The organism is Herbiconiux liukaitaii (assembly GCF_041927495.1).
GTDB lineage: Bacteria > Actinomycetota > Actinomycetes > Actinomycetales > Microbacteriaceae > Herbiconiux > Herbiconiux liukaitaii.
The window spans coordinates 138,713-153,417 of record NZ_JBHFHG010000007.1 but is presented as its reverse complement, the minus strand read 5'-3'; the positions used below and the strand labels follow the sequence as shown (position 1 = coordinate 153,417).

General features: G+C 72.8%; 17 protein-coding genes. 13 read left to right on the top strand and 4 right to left on the bottom strand.

The features are described 5' to 3' along the window. Positions 1 to 17: 17 nt before the first annotated feature. On the bottom strand, positions 18 to 638 hold the full coding sequence (locus ACEXQC_RS15165) for a superoxide dismutase (protein ID WP_374824101.1): 621 nt from the start codon (positions 636 to 638) through the stop codon (positions 18 to 20). Between the two features lie 49 nt (positions 639 to 687). Between ACEXQC_RS15165 and soxR the strand changes: the two genes are divergently transcribed. Genes soxR through ACEXQC_RS15135 form a run of 6 tightly spaced genes read left to right on the top strand, consistent with a single transcriptional unit; the run spans position 688 to position 4,262 of the window. After that, entirely contained in the window at positions 688 to 1,161 is a 474-nt protein-coding gene (gene soxR, locus ACEXQC_RS15160; protein ID WP_374824098.1) for a redox-sensitive transcriptional activator SoxR, read from the top strand. Positions 1,162 to 1,170: 9 nt separating this feature from the next. Next, complete coding sequence (locus tag ACEXQC_RS15155) at positions 1,171 to 2,031, top strand: PPK2 family polyphosphate kinase (protein ID WP_374824096.1); 861 nt, start codon at positions 1,171 to 1,173, stop codon at positions 2,029 to 2,031. Between the two features lie 27 nt (positions 2,032 to 2,058). Next, on the top strand, positions 2,059 to 2,475 hold the full coding sequence (locus tag ACEXQC_RS15150) for a helix-turn-helix transcriptional regulator (RefSeq protein WP_374824092.1): 417 nt from the start codon (positions 2,059 to 2,061) through the stop codon (positions 2,473 to 2,475). Between the two features lie 57 nt (positions 2,476 to 2,532). Next, positions 2,533 to 2,937 carry a VOC family protein gene (locus tag ACEXQC_RS15145; protein WP_374824089.1) on the top strand — a complete coding sequence of 135 codons (405 nt, stop codon included), beginning with the start codon at positions 2,533 to 2,535 and terminating at the stop codon, positions 2,935 to 2,937. Positions 2,938 to 2,979: 42 nt separating this feature from the next. After that, complete coding sequence (locus tag ACEXQC_RS15140; RefSeq protein ID WP_374824086.1) at positions 2,980 to 3,462, top strand: MarR family winged helix-turn-helix transcriptional regulator; 483 nt, start codon at positions 2,980 to 2,982, stop codon at positions 3,460 to 3,462. Further along, the gene (locus ACEXQC_RS15135; protein WP_374824082.1) at positions 3,459 to 4,262 is read left to right on the top strand and encodes an alpha/beta fold hydrolase; all 804 of its coding nucleotides are present in this window, start codon (positions 3,459 to 3,461) and stop codon (positions 4,260 to 4,262) included. Before ACEXQC_RS15140 ends, ACEXQC_RS15135 begins: the two co-directional genes overlap by 4 nt. Positions 4,263 to 4,298: 36 nt before the next feature. On the opposite strand, the gene ACEXQC_RS15130 is transcribed toward ACEXQC_RS15135, so the two are convergent. Further along, positions 4,299 to 5,549, bottom strand: a complete 1,251-nt coding sequence (locus ACEXQC_RS15130; protein WP_374824079.1) for a multidrug effflux MFS transporter — start codon at positions 5,547 to 5,549, stop codon at positions 4,299 to 4,301. Between the two features lie 189 nt (positions 5,550 to 5,738). Between ACEXQC_RS15130 and ACEXQC_RS15125 the strand changes: the two genes are divergently transcribed. Beyond that, positions 5,739 to 6,563, top strand: coding sequence for an SDR family oxidoreductase (locus ACEXQC_RS15125; RefSeq protein WP_374824076.1), 825 nt, complete (start codon positions 5,739 to 5,741; stop codon positions 6,561 to 6,563). Between the two features lie 68 nt (positions 6,564 to 6,631). Here the strand turns inward: ACEXQC_RS15125 and ACEXQC_RS15120 are convergent, their stop codons facing one another. Next, positions 6,632 to 7,678, bottom strand: coding sequence for an FAD-dependent oxidoreductase (locus tag ACEXQC_RS15120; protein WP_374824073.1), 1,047 nt, complete (start codon positions 7,676 to 7,678; stop codon positions 6,632 to 6,634). A 57-nt stretch (positions 7,679 to 7,735) separates the two neighbouring features. Here ACEXQC_RS15120 and ACEXQC_RS15115 point away from each other — a divergent pair, with 57 nt between their 5' ends. From ACEXQC_RS15115 to ACEXQC_RS15105, 3 genes are read left to right on the top strand one after another with little or no spacing between them, the layout of a single operon-like run. Continuing rightward, entirely contained in the window at positions 7,736 to 8,329 is a 594-nt protein-coding gene (locus tag ACEXQC_RS15115; RefSeq protein WP_374824070.1) for a helix-turn-helix domain-containing protein, read from the top strand. Between the two features lie 49 nt (positions 8,330 to 8,378). Further along, a complete protein-coding gene (locus ACEXQC_RS15110) occupies positions 8,379 to 9,266 on the top strand; it encodes a class I SAM-dependent methyltransferase (RefSeq protein ID WP_374824067.1) in 888 nt (295 codons plus the stop codon). Then, positions 9,263 to 10,048 (top strand): hypothetical protein, encoded by a 786-nt coding sequence (locus ACEXQC_RS15105; RefSeq protein WP_374824064.1) that lies wholly within the window; start codon positions 9,263 to 9,265, stop codon positions 10,046 to 10,048. The genes ACEXQC_RS15110 and ACEXQC_RS15105 overlap by 4 nt, the downstream gene beginning before the upstream one ends. Before the next feature lie 110 nt (positions 10,049 to 10,158). Here the strand turns inward: ACEXQC_RS15105 and ACEXQC_RS15100 are convergent, their stop codons facing one another. After that, positions 10,159 to 10,644 carry a gamma-glutamylcyclotransferase family protein gene (locus ACEXQC_RS15100; RefSeq protein WP_374824061.1) on the bottom strand — a complete coding sequence of 162 codons (486 nt, stop codon included), beginning with the start codon at positions 10,642 to 10,644 and terminating at the stop codon, positions 10,159 to 10,161. Between the two features lie 243 nt (positions 10,645 to 10,887). Between ACEXQC_RS15100 and ACEXQC_RS15095 the strand changes: the two genes are divergently transcribed. The 3 genes from ACEXQC_RS15095 to ACEXQC_RS15085 are packed head-to-tail and all read left to right on the top strand — an operon-like array spanning position 10,888 to position 14,704. Continuing rightward, a complete protein-coding gene (locus ACEXQC_RS15095) occupies positions 10,888 to 12,366 on the top strand; it encodes a hypothetical protein (RefSeq protein WP_374824058.1) in 1,479 nt (492 codons plus the stop codon). After that, entirely contained in the window at positions 12,363 to 13,940 is a 1,578-nt protein-coding gene (locus ACEXQC_RS15090) for a PIG-L family deacetylase (protein ID WP_374824055.1), read from the top strand. The genes ACEXQC_RS15095 and ACEXQC_RS15090 overlap by 4 nt, the downstream gene beginning before the upstream one ends. Then, entirely contained in the window at positions 13,937 to 14,704 is a 768-nt protein-coding gene (locus ACEXQC_RS15085) for a glycosyltransferase family 2 protein (RefSeq protein WP_374824052.1), read from the top strand. The genes ACEXQC_RS15090 and ACEXQC_RS15085 overlap by 4 nt, the downstream gene beginning before the upstream one ends. Position 14,705: the final 1 nt, after the last annotated feature.

The following is a 14,705-nucleotide window of genomic DNA, read 5'->3' as shown; positions in this document are numbered from 1 at the left end:
CCCTGCGGGGTGGTGGGTTACAGCGTGATGAGGCCCTGGGTCTTGGTGCGGGCGGCGGTGAGGCGTTCTGCGACGTTGGACCAGTTGGCGATGTTCCAGACGGCCTTGATGTAGTCGGCGCGCACGTTGAGGTAGTCGAGGTAGTAGGCGTGCTCCCAGACATCGAGCATGAAGAGGGGGACGACGCCGAGGGGCACGTTGGACTGCTGGTCGAAGAGCTGGAAGACGGTGAGGTTGCCGCCGATGGAGTCGTAGCCGAGCACGGCCCAGCCGGAGCCCTGCACGCCGAGGGCTACGGCGGTGAAGTGGGCCTGGAACTTCTCGAACGAGCCGAACGCGTCGTCGATGGCGGCTTTGAGCTCGCCTTCGGGGGTCTGGGTGTCGGGGGTGAGGTTGGTCCAGAAGACGGTGTGGTTGACGTGGCCGCCGAGGTTGAAGGCGAGGTCCTTCTCGAGCTTGTTGACGTTGCCGAGGTCGCCGGATTCGCGGGCGGCGGCGAGGGAAGCGAGGGCGGTGTTGGCGCCGGCGACGTAGGTGGCGTGGTGCTTGTCGTGGTGGAGCTGCATGATCGTGCCCGAGATGTGGGGCTCGAGAGCGGCGTAGTCGTAGGGGAGTTCGGGCAGCGTGTAATCGGTCATGACTCCACGCTAGAACCTCGACTACGGTTGAGGTCAAGGAGGTCGGCGGATGCCCAGTATCGACCCGGCCCGCAGTCTGCTGGCGATCGGTCAGCTCGCCGAGCGCAGTGCCACGAGCGTGTCGGCGCTGCGCTTCTATGAGAAGAACGGCCTCATCACCGCCGAGCGCACCGTGGGCAACCAGCGCCGCTACCGGCGAGACGTGCTGCGGCGCATCGCGTTCATCCGCACCTCGCAGCGCGTGGGCATCTCGCTCGCCGACATCCGCGCCGCCCTCGACTCGCTGCCGGACGGCCGCACCCCCACCCGGGCCGACTGGCTGCTCATCTCCGCGGGCTGGCGGGTGGAGCTCGAGCAGCGGATCGCCGACCTGCAGCACCTGCGCACCGAGCTCGACGGCTGCATCGGCTGCGGCTGCCTGAGCCTCACCACGTGCGCACTCACCAACCCCGGCGACGTGCTGGGCGAGGAGGGTGCCGGCCCCGTGCGCTGGGGTGGTGTGGCGGGCGAGACGACTGGATAGGGTGTCGCCATGACGAAGCAGGCGCAGGCGGGCGGCACGTGGGGTGAGCGACTGAGGATCGAGCCGGGGCGGGGGCTTCTCGACCTCGCGGCGATCCCCACCGATGCCACACCCGGAGTGGCCGACAAGTTGTCGGCGGCCGAGCTCTCCTCCGCCACGGCGCCGTCGCTCGCCGAGCTGCAGGAGAAGCTGTTCGCCTCGAGCCTGTACGGCGGCACCCGCTCGGTGCTCCTCGTGCTGCAGGGCATGGACACCGCGGGCAAGGGCGGGGTGGTGAAGCGTGTGGCGGGCAGCATGGATCCGCAGGGGGTCGCGCACCACGCCTTCAAGAAGCCCACCGAGGAGGAGCTCGCGCATCCGTTCCTCTGGCGCGTGGAGAAGCGGCTGTCCGCCGCGGGCTATGTGGGGATCTTCGACCGCTCGCACTACGAGGACGTGCTCGTGCCCGCTGTGCACGGGAGCATTCCTGCCGTTGATCTCGCCGCCCGGCGCGACGAGATCAACGCCTTCGAGCGGCGGCTCGTGGGGGCGGGCACCGTGGTGGTCAAGGTGCTGCTGCACCTCGGGTACGACGAGCAGCGGTCGCGGCTGCTGCGACGGCTCGACCGCCCCGACAAGCACTGGAAGTTCTCCACGGCCGACGTCGACGATCGGGCGCTGTGGCCGCGGTTCCAGGCCGCCTACGCCGAGACCATCGCGGCCACGAGCACCTCCTGGGCGCCGTGGCACGTGGTGCCGGCCGACCGCAAGTGGTACTCGGCGCTCGCGGTGCAGCAGCTGCTCGACGAGGCGCTGCGGGGGCTCGACCTCGAGTGGCCTGTGGCGGAGTACGACGTGGAGGAGCAGCGCGCGCGGCTGCTCGCCACGTGAGCGGCTGGGCTGATGGGTGACTGAGCGATGAGCATCGATCTCGACGAGCTGCGGCGCCTGCGTCGTGCTCGCGACCTCATGGACCGGGAGTACGCCGCGCCCCTCGACGTGCCCGCGCTCGCCCGTTCGGCGCTCATGTCGACCGCGCACTTCAGCCGCCGCTTCCGCGAGGCGTACGGCGAGACCCCGTACGCCCACCTCATGACCCGGCGCATCGAGCGGGCGAAGGCGCTGCTGCGGAGCGGTGGGGTGAGCGTCACGGATGCCTGCTGGGCCGTCGGCTGCACGAGTCTCGGATCGTTCAGCGCGCGCTTCACCGAGATCGTGGGGATGACCCCGAGCGCGTACCGGGCGCTCGACCACGAGGCGATCCGGGTGGTGCCGAGCTGCGAGGCGATGGTGCTGGGGCGGCCACGTCGCACACCCGCCGCCCACCGAACATAAACGCAGCGAGCAGAAACGGAGAAGCGCGGATCCGCTGGCCGTCGCTAACGTCGAGCCATGACCATCTCACTCAGCCACGTGCACCTGCTCGCCGACGACCCCGACGCCGCCCTCGCCTTCTATCGCGACACCCTGGGGCTCGAACTCCGCTCGGAGGTGGAGAACGACGGCTACCGCTGGATCACCCTCTCGACCGCGGATCAGCCTGAGATCGAGATCGTGATCTCGCAGCCCCGCGCCGGTCACTCCGATGAGGACGGCGCGGCCATCGAGGCGCTGCTCGCGAAGGGCGAGCTGCCCGGCCTGCTGTTCCGGAGCGATGACCTCGACGCCACGTTCGAGAAGGTGCGCGCGGCCGGCAACGCCGAGATCGTGCAGGAGCCCACCGATCAGTTCTGGGGCGTGCGCGACGCGGCGTTCCGCGACCCGGCCGGCAACATGGTGCGCATCAGCCAGTCCTGACGCTTGACGGCGACGCCGCCATACTGTTAAGTGCTTAACGTTATGGCCACATCCACCACTCCCTCGTCCTCTTCTCCGTCGTTCACCGACAGCCCCGCGTTCAAGCTGCATCGCGCGACCGCGCTGCTCGACCGTGTGTCGGACCGCTATCTGCGGGCGCACCACGGCATCCCGTACTCCGACTTCGTGGTGCTGCTCGTGGTGCGGGTGCTCGAGGAGCCCACGCAGCGGCAGATCGCCGACGACCTGTCGGTGTCCAGAGCCTCCGTCACGCAGCGACTCGACGGGCTGCGGGCCCGCGGTCTCGTGGAGGTGCGACCCGACCCCGCTGATGCACGGGCGAAGAGGGTGCGGCTCTCGGCCGAGGGCGATGCGCTGCTCGATCGGGCGTGGCGCGGGCTCGAGGAGCACCAGGACGGCGTGGACGCAGGTGTCGACCTCGCCGCGCTCGGCGCCCTGCTCGACCGCGTGATCCACAACGCGCTCGAGGTGCTGCGGGCCGCCGAATCGGGCGCTGCGTCGTGAAACGCATCGAGACGCGGGACGGGCTCGTGGCGGAGGAGCTGGGGGGCGGGGGCGGTGAGACGCTCGTGCTGCTGCACTCGTCCAACACCGCCGGCTGGATGTGGGGCCCGCAGCTCGAGGGCCTCGCGGGGCATCACCTGCTGGTGCCCGACCTGCCCGGGTTCGGATCGAGCGCCGGGCTGCGCTGGGGATCGGTGGCGCAGGCGGCCGACCGCGTCGCCGAGCTCATCGCGGAGTTCGCGCCGGGCGGGCAGGCGCACCTCGTGGGGCTGTCGCTCGGTTCGTCGGTGGCGCTCGAGCTGGCGGCCTCGCATCCGCTCCTTGTGCGCAGCGTGTTCGCGGGGAGCGCGGCGCTCGCCCCGCCGTCGGTGTTCGCACGCGTGGCGAGTCGCGTGGCGATCGGCTTCTGGGAGTCGCCGGCGTACTGGCGCGGAACAGGCAGGAGCTACGGGCTCGCGGGTGAGGACCTGGAGCTGTTCGTGCGGACGGGTGCCGGCATCAGGAAGGAGACCGCCGAGCAGATCTACCGCGAGGTGCGCCAGGGTATGCCCGCCGCGACGCTCGCGCGGGTGCAGGCGCCCGTGCTCGCCGTGGCCGGGGGGCGCGACGCGGCCTTCGTGCGCGAGGCGTCGCTGCGGCGGCTGGGGGAGGCGCTGCCGTCGGCGCGGCGGGCGGTCGCGCCTGGGCTCCACCACCACTGGAGCGCGGAGAGCCCGGCGCTCTTCGTCGAGGCGGTCTGCGCGTGGGTGGAGCGGGGCGAGGTGGCGGCCGGGCTGAGGGCGCACGCCGGGCGCGGGTGACGGCACGGGCCTCGTGCTGGGCCAGGTTCTGGGCGGCTACTGCGGGGTGGTGACGGCTCCGGAGCGTGAGCTGCGGCGGGGGAGCCACAGGGCGAGGAACAGGCCGCCGAGCAGCGCGCAGGCGAGGTAGACGAGGCCGATGGGGGTCTGGTCGTCGTCGGGGAGGGCGGCCGCCGATCCGAGCGTGATCGCCACCAGGAGGTAGCAGACAGCGCTCGTGAGACCGCCGATGAGGCCGAGGTGGCGGTCGAAGAGACCGAGCGCGAGGCCGTAGGCGAGCGGGCAGATGGCACCGCAGCCCAGCATCACGAGCATGCCGCCGAGCGTGATGAGCACGATGTCTGGGCCCACGAGCAGGCCGCTGCCGGCGAGCACGAGCGCACCGGCCGTGAAGATCGCGAGGGCCGAGAAGCCGAGCACGCGAGAGGTGAGGCGGGTGGCGAGGGCGCCGGTGGCGAGCTCGCCGCTGAGGTTGGCGGCGCCCACCAGGAGCGCGATGAGGCTGTAGGTGACCGTGGGCAGGCCGAGCACCGTCTGGTAGAGCAGCGGGGCGACCACGCCGAAGAGAAGCTGCGCGCTCGCGAAGACCGCGAACACCAGGGTGAGCCCCACGAACACGCGGTTCCGCAGCGTTCCCCCGAGCACACGGGCGATCGCGCGCGGGCGGATGGGGGTGGCGGCCTCGGCGGTGAGCGTCTCGGGCAGCAGGCGCCACACCGCGAGGGCCGCCAGGGCCGCAAGCACCGCCACGAGCACGAAGTTGCCGCGCCAGGAAACGAACTCCGAGAGCACCCCACCCACCGCGGGCGCGATCACGGGCGCGAGCCCCCACGACGCCCCCAGCCATCCCGAGACCGAGGTGAGCTTCTGCCCGCGGAAGGTGTCGGCCGCGATCGCGTAGACGAGCACCATGCACGCGCATCCGCCCAGCCCCTGCACGAACCGCAGCACGAGCAGCACACCGATGTCGTTCGTGAAGACGATGGCGACGCTCGCGGCGACGAGCAGGGCGAGGCTCACGAGCAGCGTGGGCTTGCGGCCCTTGGCGTCGGCGATGATGCCGACCGGGAGCAAGCCGAGGCTCATGCCGAGCACGTAGGCGGCCACGGTGTTCTGCACGAGCGTGGTGGAGGTGCCGAGATCGCGCACCATCTCGGGGATCACCGGGGTGTACACGTCGATGGGGAACTGGCTGAGCGGAATCACTCCGAGGAGCAGGGCGAAGAGGATGCGGCGGTCGCGCGCTGTGCCGTTCGTCGTGCCCGTCGTGGTGCTTCTCGTCGTCATCCGCTTGCCCCCTGCGGCCCGCCCCGCCGCCCCGTTCCGAGGCCCGGCCCCCGGGTCCCGCGCGTCAGCCTAGCGGCGGGGGCGGCTCGGCTCTGCACCCCAGAACGGGGCAGGAGGGAACAACCGGGCGGCGGCGCGTGTTCGAACTCACGGGCCGGCTACGACGGCTCGCTGACGAAGGGAACTCTCATGACGTCGAAGACCTGGTTCATCACCGGCACCTCCCGCGGCTTCGGCCGCGAGTGGGCCATCGCCGCCCTCGAGCGCGGAGACAGCGTCGCCGCCACCGCACGCGACACCTCCTCGCTCGACGACCTGGTGGAGCGGTTCGGCGACCGCATCCTGCCCCTCGCCCTCGACGTGACCGACCGCGAGGCCGGCATCGCCGCCGTCGACCGCGCGTTCGAGCACTTCGGCCGGCTCGACGTGGTGATCAACAACGCCGGTTACGGCCACTTCGGCTTCATCGAGGAGATCACCGAGCAGGAGGCACGCGCCCAGCTCGAGACCAACGTGTTCGGAGCCCTCTGGATCACGCAGGCCGCCCTCCCGCACCTGCGGGCGCAGGGCAGTGGCCACATCATCCAGGTGTCGTCGATCGGCGGCATCTCGGCGTTCCCGCTCGTGGGCATCTACCACGCGTCGAAGTGGGCGCTCGAGGGGTTCTCGCAGGCGCTCGCGCAGGAGGTGGCCGACTTCGGCATCCACGTCACGCTGGTGGAGCCCGGCGGGTTCAGCACCGACTGGTCGGGATCGTCGGCGGCCACGTCGGAGCCCCTCGAGGCCTACGCCGAGCTGCACGAGAAGGTGGCCGAGAGCCGCAAGGCGCGCGTGGGCAGCCCGGGCGACCCCGTGGCCTCGGCCCGCGCCATCCTGCAGGTCGTCGACGCGGAGGAGCCGCCGCTGCGCGTGTTCTTCGGCACGGCGCCGCTCGGCATCGCGAAGGCCGACTACGCGAGCCGCATCGAGACGTGGGAGAAGTGGAACGACGTGTCGGTGATCGCGCAGGGCTGACGAGTCAGTACGGAAATGCGAAGGACCGACCCTCTATACGGGGTCGGTCCTTCGCATTTCGGGAGAAGCTAATCAGGGCTGACGGGTGACCTCGCGGCGCGGGCGGCCGCGACGGCCGCTCGGGTGTCGTCGCCCACGAGGTCGGCGTTGATGGCGGCGGCCGCCATGGCGCCCATCCCGGCCGCCACCACCACGAGCGCCCCCGCGTTGGCGGAGTTGCCGGCCACCCACACGCCGGGCACGCTCGTGAGGCCCGTGAAGTCGGAGCTCGTCCACTCGCCCATCGGGCCGGTGGCGGTGGCGGCGCCGAGCTGGCGCAGCAGGTCGTCGTGGGCCACCAGGCGCGGGCCCACGAAGAGGCGGTCGAGCTCGAGCGTGCTGCCGTCGTCGAGGGTGACGCCGGTGAGGGTGCCGCTTGTGTCGCCGTCGTCGGTGAGCACGCCGGTGACCGCGGTCTCGACGATGCGCACGCCGCGGGCCTCGAGGCCCTCGCGCACGTCGGGCTCGAGGTCGGCGGTGAGGGGGCCGAGGAAGGTCACGTCGTCCGACCACTGGCGCACGAGCGAGGCCTGGTGCACCGACATCGCGCCCGTCGCGAGCACGCCGATGCGCACGTCGCGCGCCTCCCAGCCGTCGCAGTACGGGCAGGCGACCGCGCCGCGGCCCCACTGCTCGGCGAGGCCGGGGATGCCGGGGAGCTCGTCGCGCAGGCCGCTCGCCACCACGAGGCGGCGGGCCGTGAGGGTGCGGGTGGGGGTGGGGTCGACCGCCGTGGTGGTGGCGGGGGAGCCCTCGGTGGCTGCGAGGGTGGCGGAGGCCGGGTCGACCTCCACCGTGACCTCAAAGGCGCCCGCCGCTCCGGTGGCTGCGACGGCGCGGCCGGCGAGGAACTCGCCGCCGTAGCCGCGCACCTCCTCCCGGCCCAGTTCGAGCAGTTCGAGCGGCGAGAACCCGTCGCGGGTGAGGAAGCCGTGCATGTGCGCGGCGAAGCGGTTGCGAGGCGCACCCGCATCCACCACGAGCACGCTGCGGCGGGCGCGGGTGAGCACGAGTGCGGCGTTGAGTCCGGCGGCGCCTCCGCCGATGATGATGACGTCCCAGGTGTTTTCGTTCATGCCTCCACGATCGCTGCCCGTCTCGACTTCGGCAATCCGATGTGCTGAAATGGCAAGATGGAGCAATCGAGAGGGGCGCGGATCGGCGCCCGCCTGCGCACGGCCCGATCCGATCGCGGGCTCACCCTGGCCGAGCTCGCGGCGTCGACGGGCATCTCGGCGAGTACGATCTCACGGCTCGAGGGCGGAGGGCGGCAGCCGAACCTCGACCTGCTCATCCCTCTGGCGAAGGCGCTCGAACTGAGTCTCGACGAGCTCGTGAGCGACGAGGTGCCCGATCCGCGGGTGGCGACGCGGCGATCCCGGGCCGACGGTCGCGTGATGTACAGCCTCTCGAAGGAGACGTCGCCGAACCAGGCGGTGCGCATGGTGATCCCGGCCACGAGTGGGGTGCCCGCCGAGGCGCCCTCGCTCAAGACGCACGAGGGGTTCGAGTGGGTCTACGTGCTGAGCGGGCGGCTGCGGCTCATGCTCGGCGAGCACGACCTCGTGCTGCGGCCGGGCGAGGCGGCGGAGTTCGCCACGCGGGTGCCGCACTGGCTCGGGAGCGCCGACGGGGAGGAGGTCGAGATGATGTGCATCTTCAACCGGGATGGCGAGCGCATCCATGTGAGGGCGCAGACGGAGCCCGACCGGAGGGTGGGTCGCTGAGCCCGCGCCGCCGGAGGCCGGGTGGAGGGTTGCCGGGTAGCCTCGGGGGATGGCTGAGAACGTGAGCGCGGCCCGCCCGGGCGACCCCGTCGACGTGCGCGGCGGCGACTGGCTCGACGACAATCGGGCGACCTGGAACGAGCGCGTTCCGCTGCACCTCGAAGGCGACTTCTACGACTCATCCGCTCTGCTCGCCGGTCGCGGGCGGCTGCTGGAGCTCGAGGAGGAGGCGCTAGCCCGCCGCTTCCCCGACGGCTTCGAGGGGCTGCGTGTGCTGCACCTGCAGTGCCACTTCGGTGCCGACACCCTCGTGTTCGCGCAGCGCGGGGCCGAGGTCGTGGGGCTCGACTTCTCGCAGCCCGCCATCACCGCCGCCCGCGAACTCGCCGCCACGGCGGGGCTTGCCGATCGCGCGCGCTTCGTGGTCGCCAACCTCTACGACGCGAGGCACCTGCTGCCGCAGCCGGGATCGTTCGACCTCGTCTACACGAGCTGGGGCACCATCGGCTGGCTGCCCGACGTGGCGGAGTGGGCGCGCATCGTGGCGTGGTTCCTCAAGCCTGGCGGGCGGTTCTTCTTCGCCGACTCGCATCCGGCCGCCTGGGTGTTCGACGATGCGGGGCCAGGCGAGCTGCCGCGCTTCGCGTACCCGTACGACGACGGAGGGGTCGCCACGGTGGAGGAGCAGCAGGGCGACTACGCCGACGAGTCGGCCGTGCTCGAGAACCCGCGCACGTGGGAGTGGACGCATCCGCTCTCGTCGACTCTCGGCGGCCTGCTCGACGCGGGCCTTCGGCTCGACCGGCTGGGGGAGCACTACGAGCTGCCGTGGCGCATGTTCCACCCGCTCGTGCGCGGCGACGACGGGCTCTGGCGCTGGCCGGAGCGGCGTTGGCTGCCGCTCGCCGTCACCCTCGAGATGACCCTCCCCGCATGACGCCCACCGGTGGGGTGTCGGGCGCGGATGGTGGCGCGGGCGGGGTGCTGCGGTTCTCGGGGCGCATCGCGGGGTTCGGCACGGCGTCGGGCACACGGGTGGTGACGGGGCTCTGGGAGCGCTCGCCGTTCGGTCGCTTCGCCGACGTCATGGTGGAGGATGCGCGGGGGCACCGCACGCTGCTCGCTCCGAGCGAGGAGGTGGCCGAATTCGTCTCCTCGACCTACACGTTCGACGAGGTGCGACTCATGCCCGTGAGCTGGCGCCGGGTGGCCGGCGGCCTGCACGTGACCGCCGGTTCAGGACCGGGCCGAGCGGGATCGGAATCGGGGGCGGATGCGGTGGCGGGCTCGGCTGCGGGCGCGGGATCGGCTGGTGGCGCGGGATCGGCCGCAGGCGCAGGCGCAGGCGCAGGTTCTGGCGCGGAGGGCGGGCTCGAGGCCCGCATCCTCGTGGGGGCCCTGCCGCCGCTCGGGCGGCTGCTCCGGGTGGTGCCCGCTCCGATCGCGACGGCGCCGCTGTGGCTCGAGGCCATCGACCCCATCGCGCGCATCCTGGTGCCCGGTGTGCGCACGGCCGGGAGCGCGGGAGGTGGGCGCCGCGAGTACTACGGGGTGAAGACGCTCCGCCGCATCGCGTGGGCGGGGGCGACCCTCGACGGCGTGGACCTGGGCGCGTTCGCACCGCTCGACCCGCCCGTGCGCTTCGGCTTCGGATCGGCCCCGCCCGAGCCCCACCTCGTCGACCTCGTCACCACCATCCGCCTCCCGCGCACCCCCTAGGCGCCCCCGGCTCAGCCACCTCAGCCAGGCGCGCCTTCCGCCACGTGTGGGGGCCGTGCGGATCCCCGGGCGCCACCCGCCACCTGCCACCCGCTACCCGGCGCCGGGGGCTAGCGGGCGTCGCCGGCGTAGACGTAGACCCAGGCCTGCTCGCCGGTGGCGAGGGGGACGAGCACGCGGCGGTAGTCGTCGACCTCGTAGGCGTCGGCTGCTGCGAGCTCGTCGGCGGTGATCTCGAAGACGGTGCCCTCGACCTCGGCCCTGGCGTCCAGCTCGGCCTCGGCGTGCACCTGGGTGGCGATCCCCGCATCTGATTCGGTGTCCACCGCTGCCTCGGCCTCGGTGGCGACGTCGGCGTTCACTTCGGCATGCGGGGCGGGGGCGGTGGGGGTGTCGGACGCGGGTACGAGGAGCGGGTGCCGGTCGGTGCCGCTCGTGGCGATGACGTGCGGATCCGTGATGGTCAGCCACTCCAGCCGATACCCCACCACCGCTGTGCGTCGGCCGGTGAGCAGCCGCCCGAAGGTCGCCCGCTGCACCTCGGGCAGCTGCAGGGTGCCGTACGAGAACAGCAGCACCGCACCCCGATCGCTCACGATCCGAGCCTAGCCAGCGGCCGCCGCGTGTGCTGCATGCGAATGACCTGTCAAGGCCTTGGGGGTGCCAGGGGCCCGTTGTTGGCTGGGGAACGGAGTGCGACCCGGTGGGGGACGCGGAGACGAGGAGCCATGCGACCCGGTGCCGTGACACTCGAACCCGGCTCCCTGCCGTCGCTCCTGGCCGCGGCCCCGATCCCTATCTCGGTCCCCGGAGGGCCCTCCGGCAGCAGGGAGGGTGCCGTGTCGGGCAGCCCGGCGGCCGCCGGCTCGGTGCAGAGCCCTCCCGGACGGGCGCGGCCCGAGCTCGAAGTGCTGTTCGGGCAAGCAAAACGCGCGCGCCACGACGTCGGCCACTCGCTGGAGCTGGCGACCAGGGTGACCCGACGCATCCCGCGCCCTGGTGGCGGGGAGACCGCGCTCTACCTCGAGACGCTCGCCACGCTCGCCGCCGCCGATGTGACGGTGGCGCGGGTGGTGGAGCCGCACGTGGATGCGGCGATGATCCTGGCGGAGTGCCCCGATGCGGTCGACCTCGAGGCCATCGGTGCCGGCCGCGAGAGCACGTGGGGTGTGTTCGCGGCAGAGGGGCCGGGTGTGCGGCTGACGGCGACTCCGGATGCGGACGGCTGGCTGCTCGAGGGCACGAAGCCCTGGTGCTCCCTCGCCGGCCGCCTCACCCACGCCCTCGTGACGGCGCACGTCGACCCCGAACTGGCCGACGATGCCGCCCCGCACAGCGGCGGCGTGCGCGTGGGCGGCGGGCGGCGGCTGTTCGCGGTCGATCTGCGGCAGGGCGGAGTGGTGGCGCACGAGGAGCAGTGGGTGGCGCGCGGGTTCCCCTCGGTGCCGAGCGGACCGACCGACTTCGAGCGGGTGCGTGCTGTGCCGGTGGGGGAGACCGGGTGGTACCTGCACCGCGCCGGGTTCGAGTGGGGCGGGATCGGCGTGGCCGCGTGCTGGTTCGGCGGCGCCGTGGGGGTGGCGCGTCGAGTGGTGGAGGCCGCCGTGACGCGGGGCGACGACATCGCCCTGCTGCACGCGGGCCGAGCCGCCCTCGCCATCGAGACCGCAGCCTCGGCCCTAGCCGCAGCGGCCACCGCCATAGACGCCCGCGCCGCCGCCGACGGGCATGCCGGTGGAGCTGGCGACGTGGGGGTCGGTGGTCTCGGCAGGGTCGATTGGGCGGATGAGGGTGCGCGCGAGGCGATCGGGGTGGTTGCTCACACCCAGGTGGGGCGTGGGGGTGAGGAGGATGCGCTGCTGGCGCAGGTCGCTCGCTCGCTCGTGCGGCGGGCCGCCGAGGATGTGCTGCGCGAAGCCGCCCACGCCCTCGGCCCCGCGCCGCTCGCCCTCGACGCCGACTACGCCGCCCGGGTGGCCGACCTCGAGCTCTACCTCCGCCAGGATCACGGCACCCGCGACGAGGCCCGCGTCGGCCGCCAGCTCGCCGCCCTCGCCGCCCTCGCGGCCCTCGCGGCCACCGCCGATACAGCCCCCGCGGCCGCTTCCGCCGACGCAGCACCAGGCGCAGGCGCGCCCGCCGACCCGCCAGCCGCGGTGACTGCGCGATCCGCCACCGCGGCCGGCAACGGGGCAGCACGCGCAACAGGCGCACTCGGCGCTCACGGTTCGCCGGGCTCGACCGACGCACCCGCTGACGACGCACGCGCTGACGACTCGCTCGATGCGACCGACGCCCGGGAGGGGAGCAGCGCATGAGTTTCACCCATGACATCGACGGCACCGCCGAGGGCGAGTGGGGCGTCGCCTTCCGCACGCGCGACCTGGCCGTGCTGCCGGAGGAGCTCTTCGTGGAGTTCGACCACGTGGTCGTCGTGGCCGCGCATCCCGACGACGAGACCCTCGGCGCCGCCGGACTGCTCGCCCGCGCCTACGCCGCCGGAGTGCGCATCACGGTGCTCGTGGCGACCTCGGGCGAGGCCTCCCACCCCCACTCCTCCACCCACCGCCCCGCCGACCTCGCCCGCCTCCGCGAGACCGAGACGACCGCGGCCGTGGAGCTCGTCGCCCCCGGCGCCACCCTCGAGTTCGCCCACCTCGCCGACGGCGGCCTGAGCGAGCCTGCCGCCCTCGCGGCCCTGCGCGAGCACCTCGACATGATCGTCGGCTCCGCCCGTGCCGGCCGCGTGCTGCTCGTGTCGCCGTGGGTGGGCGACGGTCACCCCGATCACGACGCCGCCTGCGAGACCGTCGCGGCCGTCGCAGCCGAGCACGGCCTGCTGCACCTCGCCTACCCCATCTGGCTGTGGCATTGGGCCTCGCCCGACGACCCGGCCGTGCCGTGGGATGCCCTCGTCTCCCTCCCCCTCGACCCCGCGCTCGCCGAGGCCAAGCAGCGCGCGCTCGCCGTGCACACGAGCCAGGTCTCCCCGCTGAGCGCCCTGCCCGGCGACGAGGTGCTGCTGCACGAGCGCATGCTCGACCACTTCACCCGCCCGTTCGAGCTCTTCGTCGACGTGACCCCGCCCGCCGACGCGACTCACGACGGCGACGCGACACCGACCCGAGACGCGGCTCGACCAGACGACGCCGACCTCACCACAGCTCCCGCCCACCTCCACGACCCCGCCGTCGCCACCGACTACTTCGACCGCCTGCACGAGCGCGCCGCCGATCCGTGGGGCTTCGAGACCCGCTGGTACGAGCAGCGCAAACGCGCCATCCTCGCCGCCACCCTCCCGGATCGCCGCTTCGCCGACGTGCTCGAGGTCGGCTGCTCCACGGGAGTGCTCTCGGCCGAGCTCATCGCCAGAACCACCCACCGCTTCGTGGGGGTCGACGTCTCCGAGGTCGCACTCGAACGCGCCAGAGCCCGCGTCCAAGGCACGCACGACCCCCACGACGCACCCAGCGCCGACGCCCACGCACACGATGCGCCCAGCGCCCACGCCCACGCCCACGACGCCCCAAGCGCAGGCCACCCCGCACCCCCCACCATCTCCTTCGAACGCATGCTCGTCCCCACCGAGTGGCCGGAAGGCGTCTTCGACCTCGTGGTCGTGAGCGAGGTCGGCTACTACCTCGACCCCGCCGACCTCGAGGGCCTCATCGACCGCGCCGTCGCCGACCTCGCCCCCGCGGGCGCCATAGTCTGCTGCCACTGGCGCCACCCCGTGAGCGGCCGCGCCACCACGGGCGACGACGTGCACGCGGCCTTCGCCGCGCGTGCAGCCCTCGAGCCCCTCGCCCACCACCTCGAGGAGGACTTCGTGCTCGACGTCTTCGCCCTCGCCCCCTCCGTCTCGGTGGCGCGCCGCGAGGGGATCCTGTGATCGAGCGCATCGACGTGGTCGTGCCTGCCCGCAACGAGGAGGCCCTGCTCGGCGCCTGCCTCGAGTCGGTGATCGTGGCCGCGGAGGCGCTCCCCGACGGCATCCCCTCGCGCATCGTGGTGGTGCTCGACGACTGCACCGACGGATCCTCCGATGTGGCCCATTCGTTCGGCTCGCGCATCCGCATCGTGCGCACGGCGTTCTCGAACGTGGGCCGGGCCCGCGCCGCCGGAGTGGAGGAGGTGCTCGACGGAGCCACCCCCAGGCGCACGCACTGGATCTGCTCCACGGATGCGGACAGTGTCGTGCCGAGGATGTGGTTGCGCCAGCACCGCGCGGCAGCCGAGGCGGGCGCGCTGCTCGCGGTCGGCCGGGTCGAACCCCGACCGACCGACATCGACGCGGCCGTGCTCCGCGCCTGGAACGACGCCCACCGAGATCCCGAGCGTCACGTCTACGGCGCCAACCTCGGGGTGCGCGCCGATGCCTACCTGCTCGCCGGCGGCTTCCCGCCGCTCGCCTCGGGTGAGGACGAGGCACTCGTGCAGGCCGTCGAGGCCCTCGACCCCGGGCTGCTGCCCGCGCTCGGCAGGGAGCACACCGCCGGCCCGCTCGTGGTCGAGCTCCTGAACTCGGTGGTCGACACCTCGGGCCGCACCCAGGGCCGCACAGCAGGCGGATTCGCCGGCTACCTCCGGCTTCTCACCGACCGATCCCCGCATCCGGCCGTCAACCCCCTCGCCGCGGAGCGCCCACCGGCGTAAG

Bases quoted from the DNA above. Each gene is read 5' to 3' on its own strand.
- ACEXQC_RS15165 (WP_374824101.1), bottom strand. From the start codon at position 638: ATGACCGATTACACGCTGCCCGAACTCCCCTACGACTACGCCGCTCTC.
- soxR (WP_374824098.1), top strand. From the start codon at position 688: ATGCCCAGTATCGACCCGGCCCGCAGTCTGCTGGCGATCGGTCAGCTC.
- ACEXQC_RS15155 (WP_374824096.1), top strand. From the start codon at position 1,171: ATGACGAAGCAGGCGCAGGCGGGCGGCACGTGGGGTGAGCGACTGAGG.
- ACEXQC_RS15150 (WP_374824092.1), top strand. From the start codon at position 2,059: ATGAGCATCGATCTCGACGAGCTGCGGCGCCTGCGTCGTGCTCGCGAC.
- ACEXQC_RS15145 (WP_374824089.1), top strand. From the start codon at position 2,533: ATGACCATCTCACTCAGCCACGTGCACCTGCTCGCCGACGACCCCGAC.
- ACEXQC_RS15140 (WP_374824086.1), top strand. From the start codon at position 2,980: ATGGCCACATCCACCACTCCCTCGTCCTCTTCTCCGTCGTTCACCGAC.
- ACEXQC_RS15130 (WP_374824079.1), bottom strand. From the start codon at position 5,549: ATGACGACGAGAAGCACCACGACGGGCACGACGAACGGCACAGCGCGC.
- ACEXQC_RS15125 (WP_374824076.1), top strand. From the start codon at position 5,739: ATGACGTCGAAGACCTGGTTCATCACCGGCACCTCCCGCGGCTTCGGC.
- ACEXQC_RS15120 (WP_374824073.1), bottom strand. From the start codon at position 7,678: ATGAACGAAAACACCTGGGACGTCATCATCATCGGCGGAGGCGCCGCC.
- ACEXQC_RS15115 (WP_374824070.1), top strand. From the start codon at position 7,736: ATGGAGCAATCGAGAGGGGCGCGGATCGGCGCCCGCCTGCGCACGGCC.
- ACEXQC_RS15110 (WP_374824067.1), top strand. From the start codon at position 8,379: ATGGCTGAGAACGTGAGCGCGGCCCGCCCGGGCGACCCCGTCGACGTG.
- ACEXQC_RS15105 (WP_374824064.1), top strand. From the start codon at position 9,263: ATGACGCCCACCGGTGGGGTGTCGGGCGCGGATGGTGGCGCGGGCGGG.
- ACEXQC_RS15090 (WP_374824055.1), top strand. From the start codon at position 12,363: ATGAGTTTCACCCATGACATCGACGGCACCGCCGAGGGCGAGTGGGGC.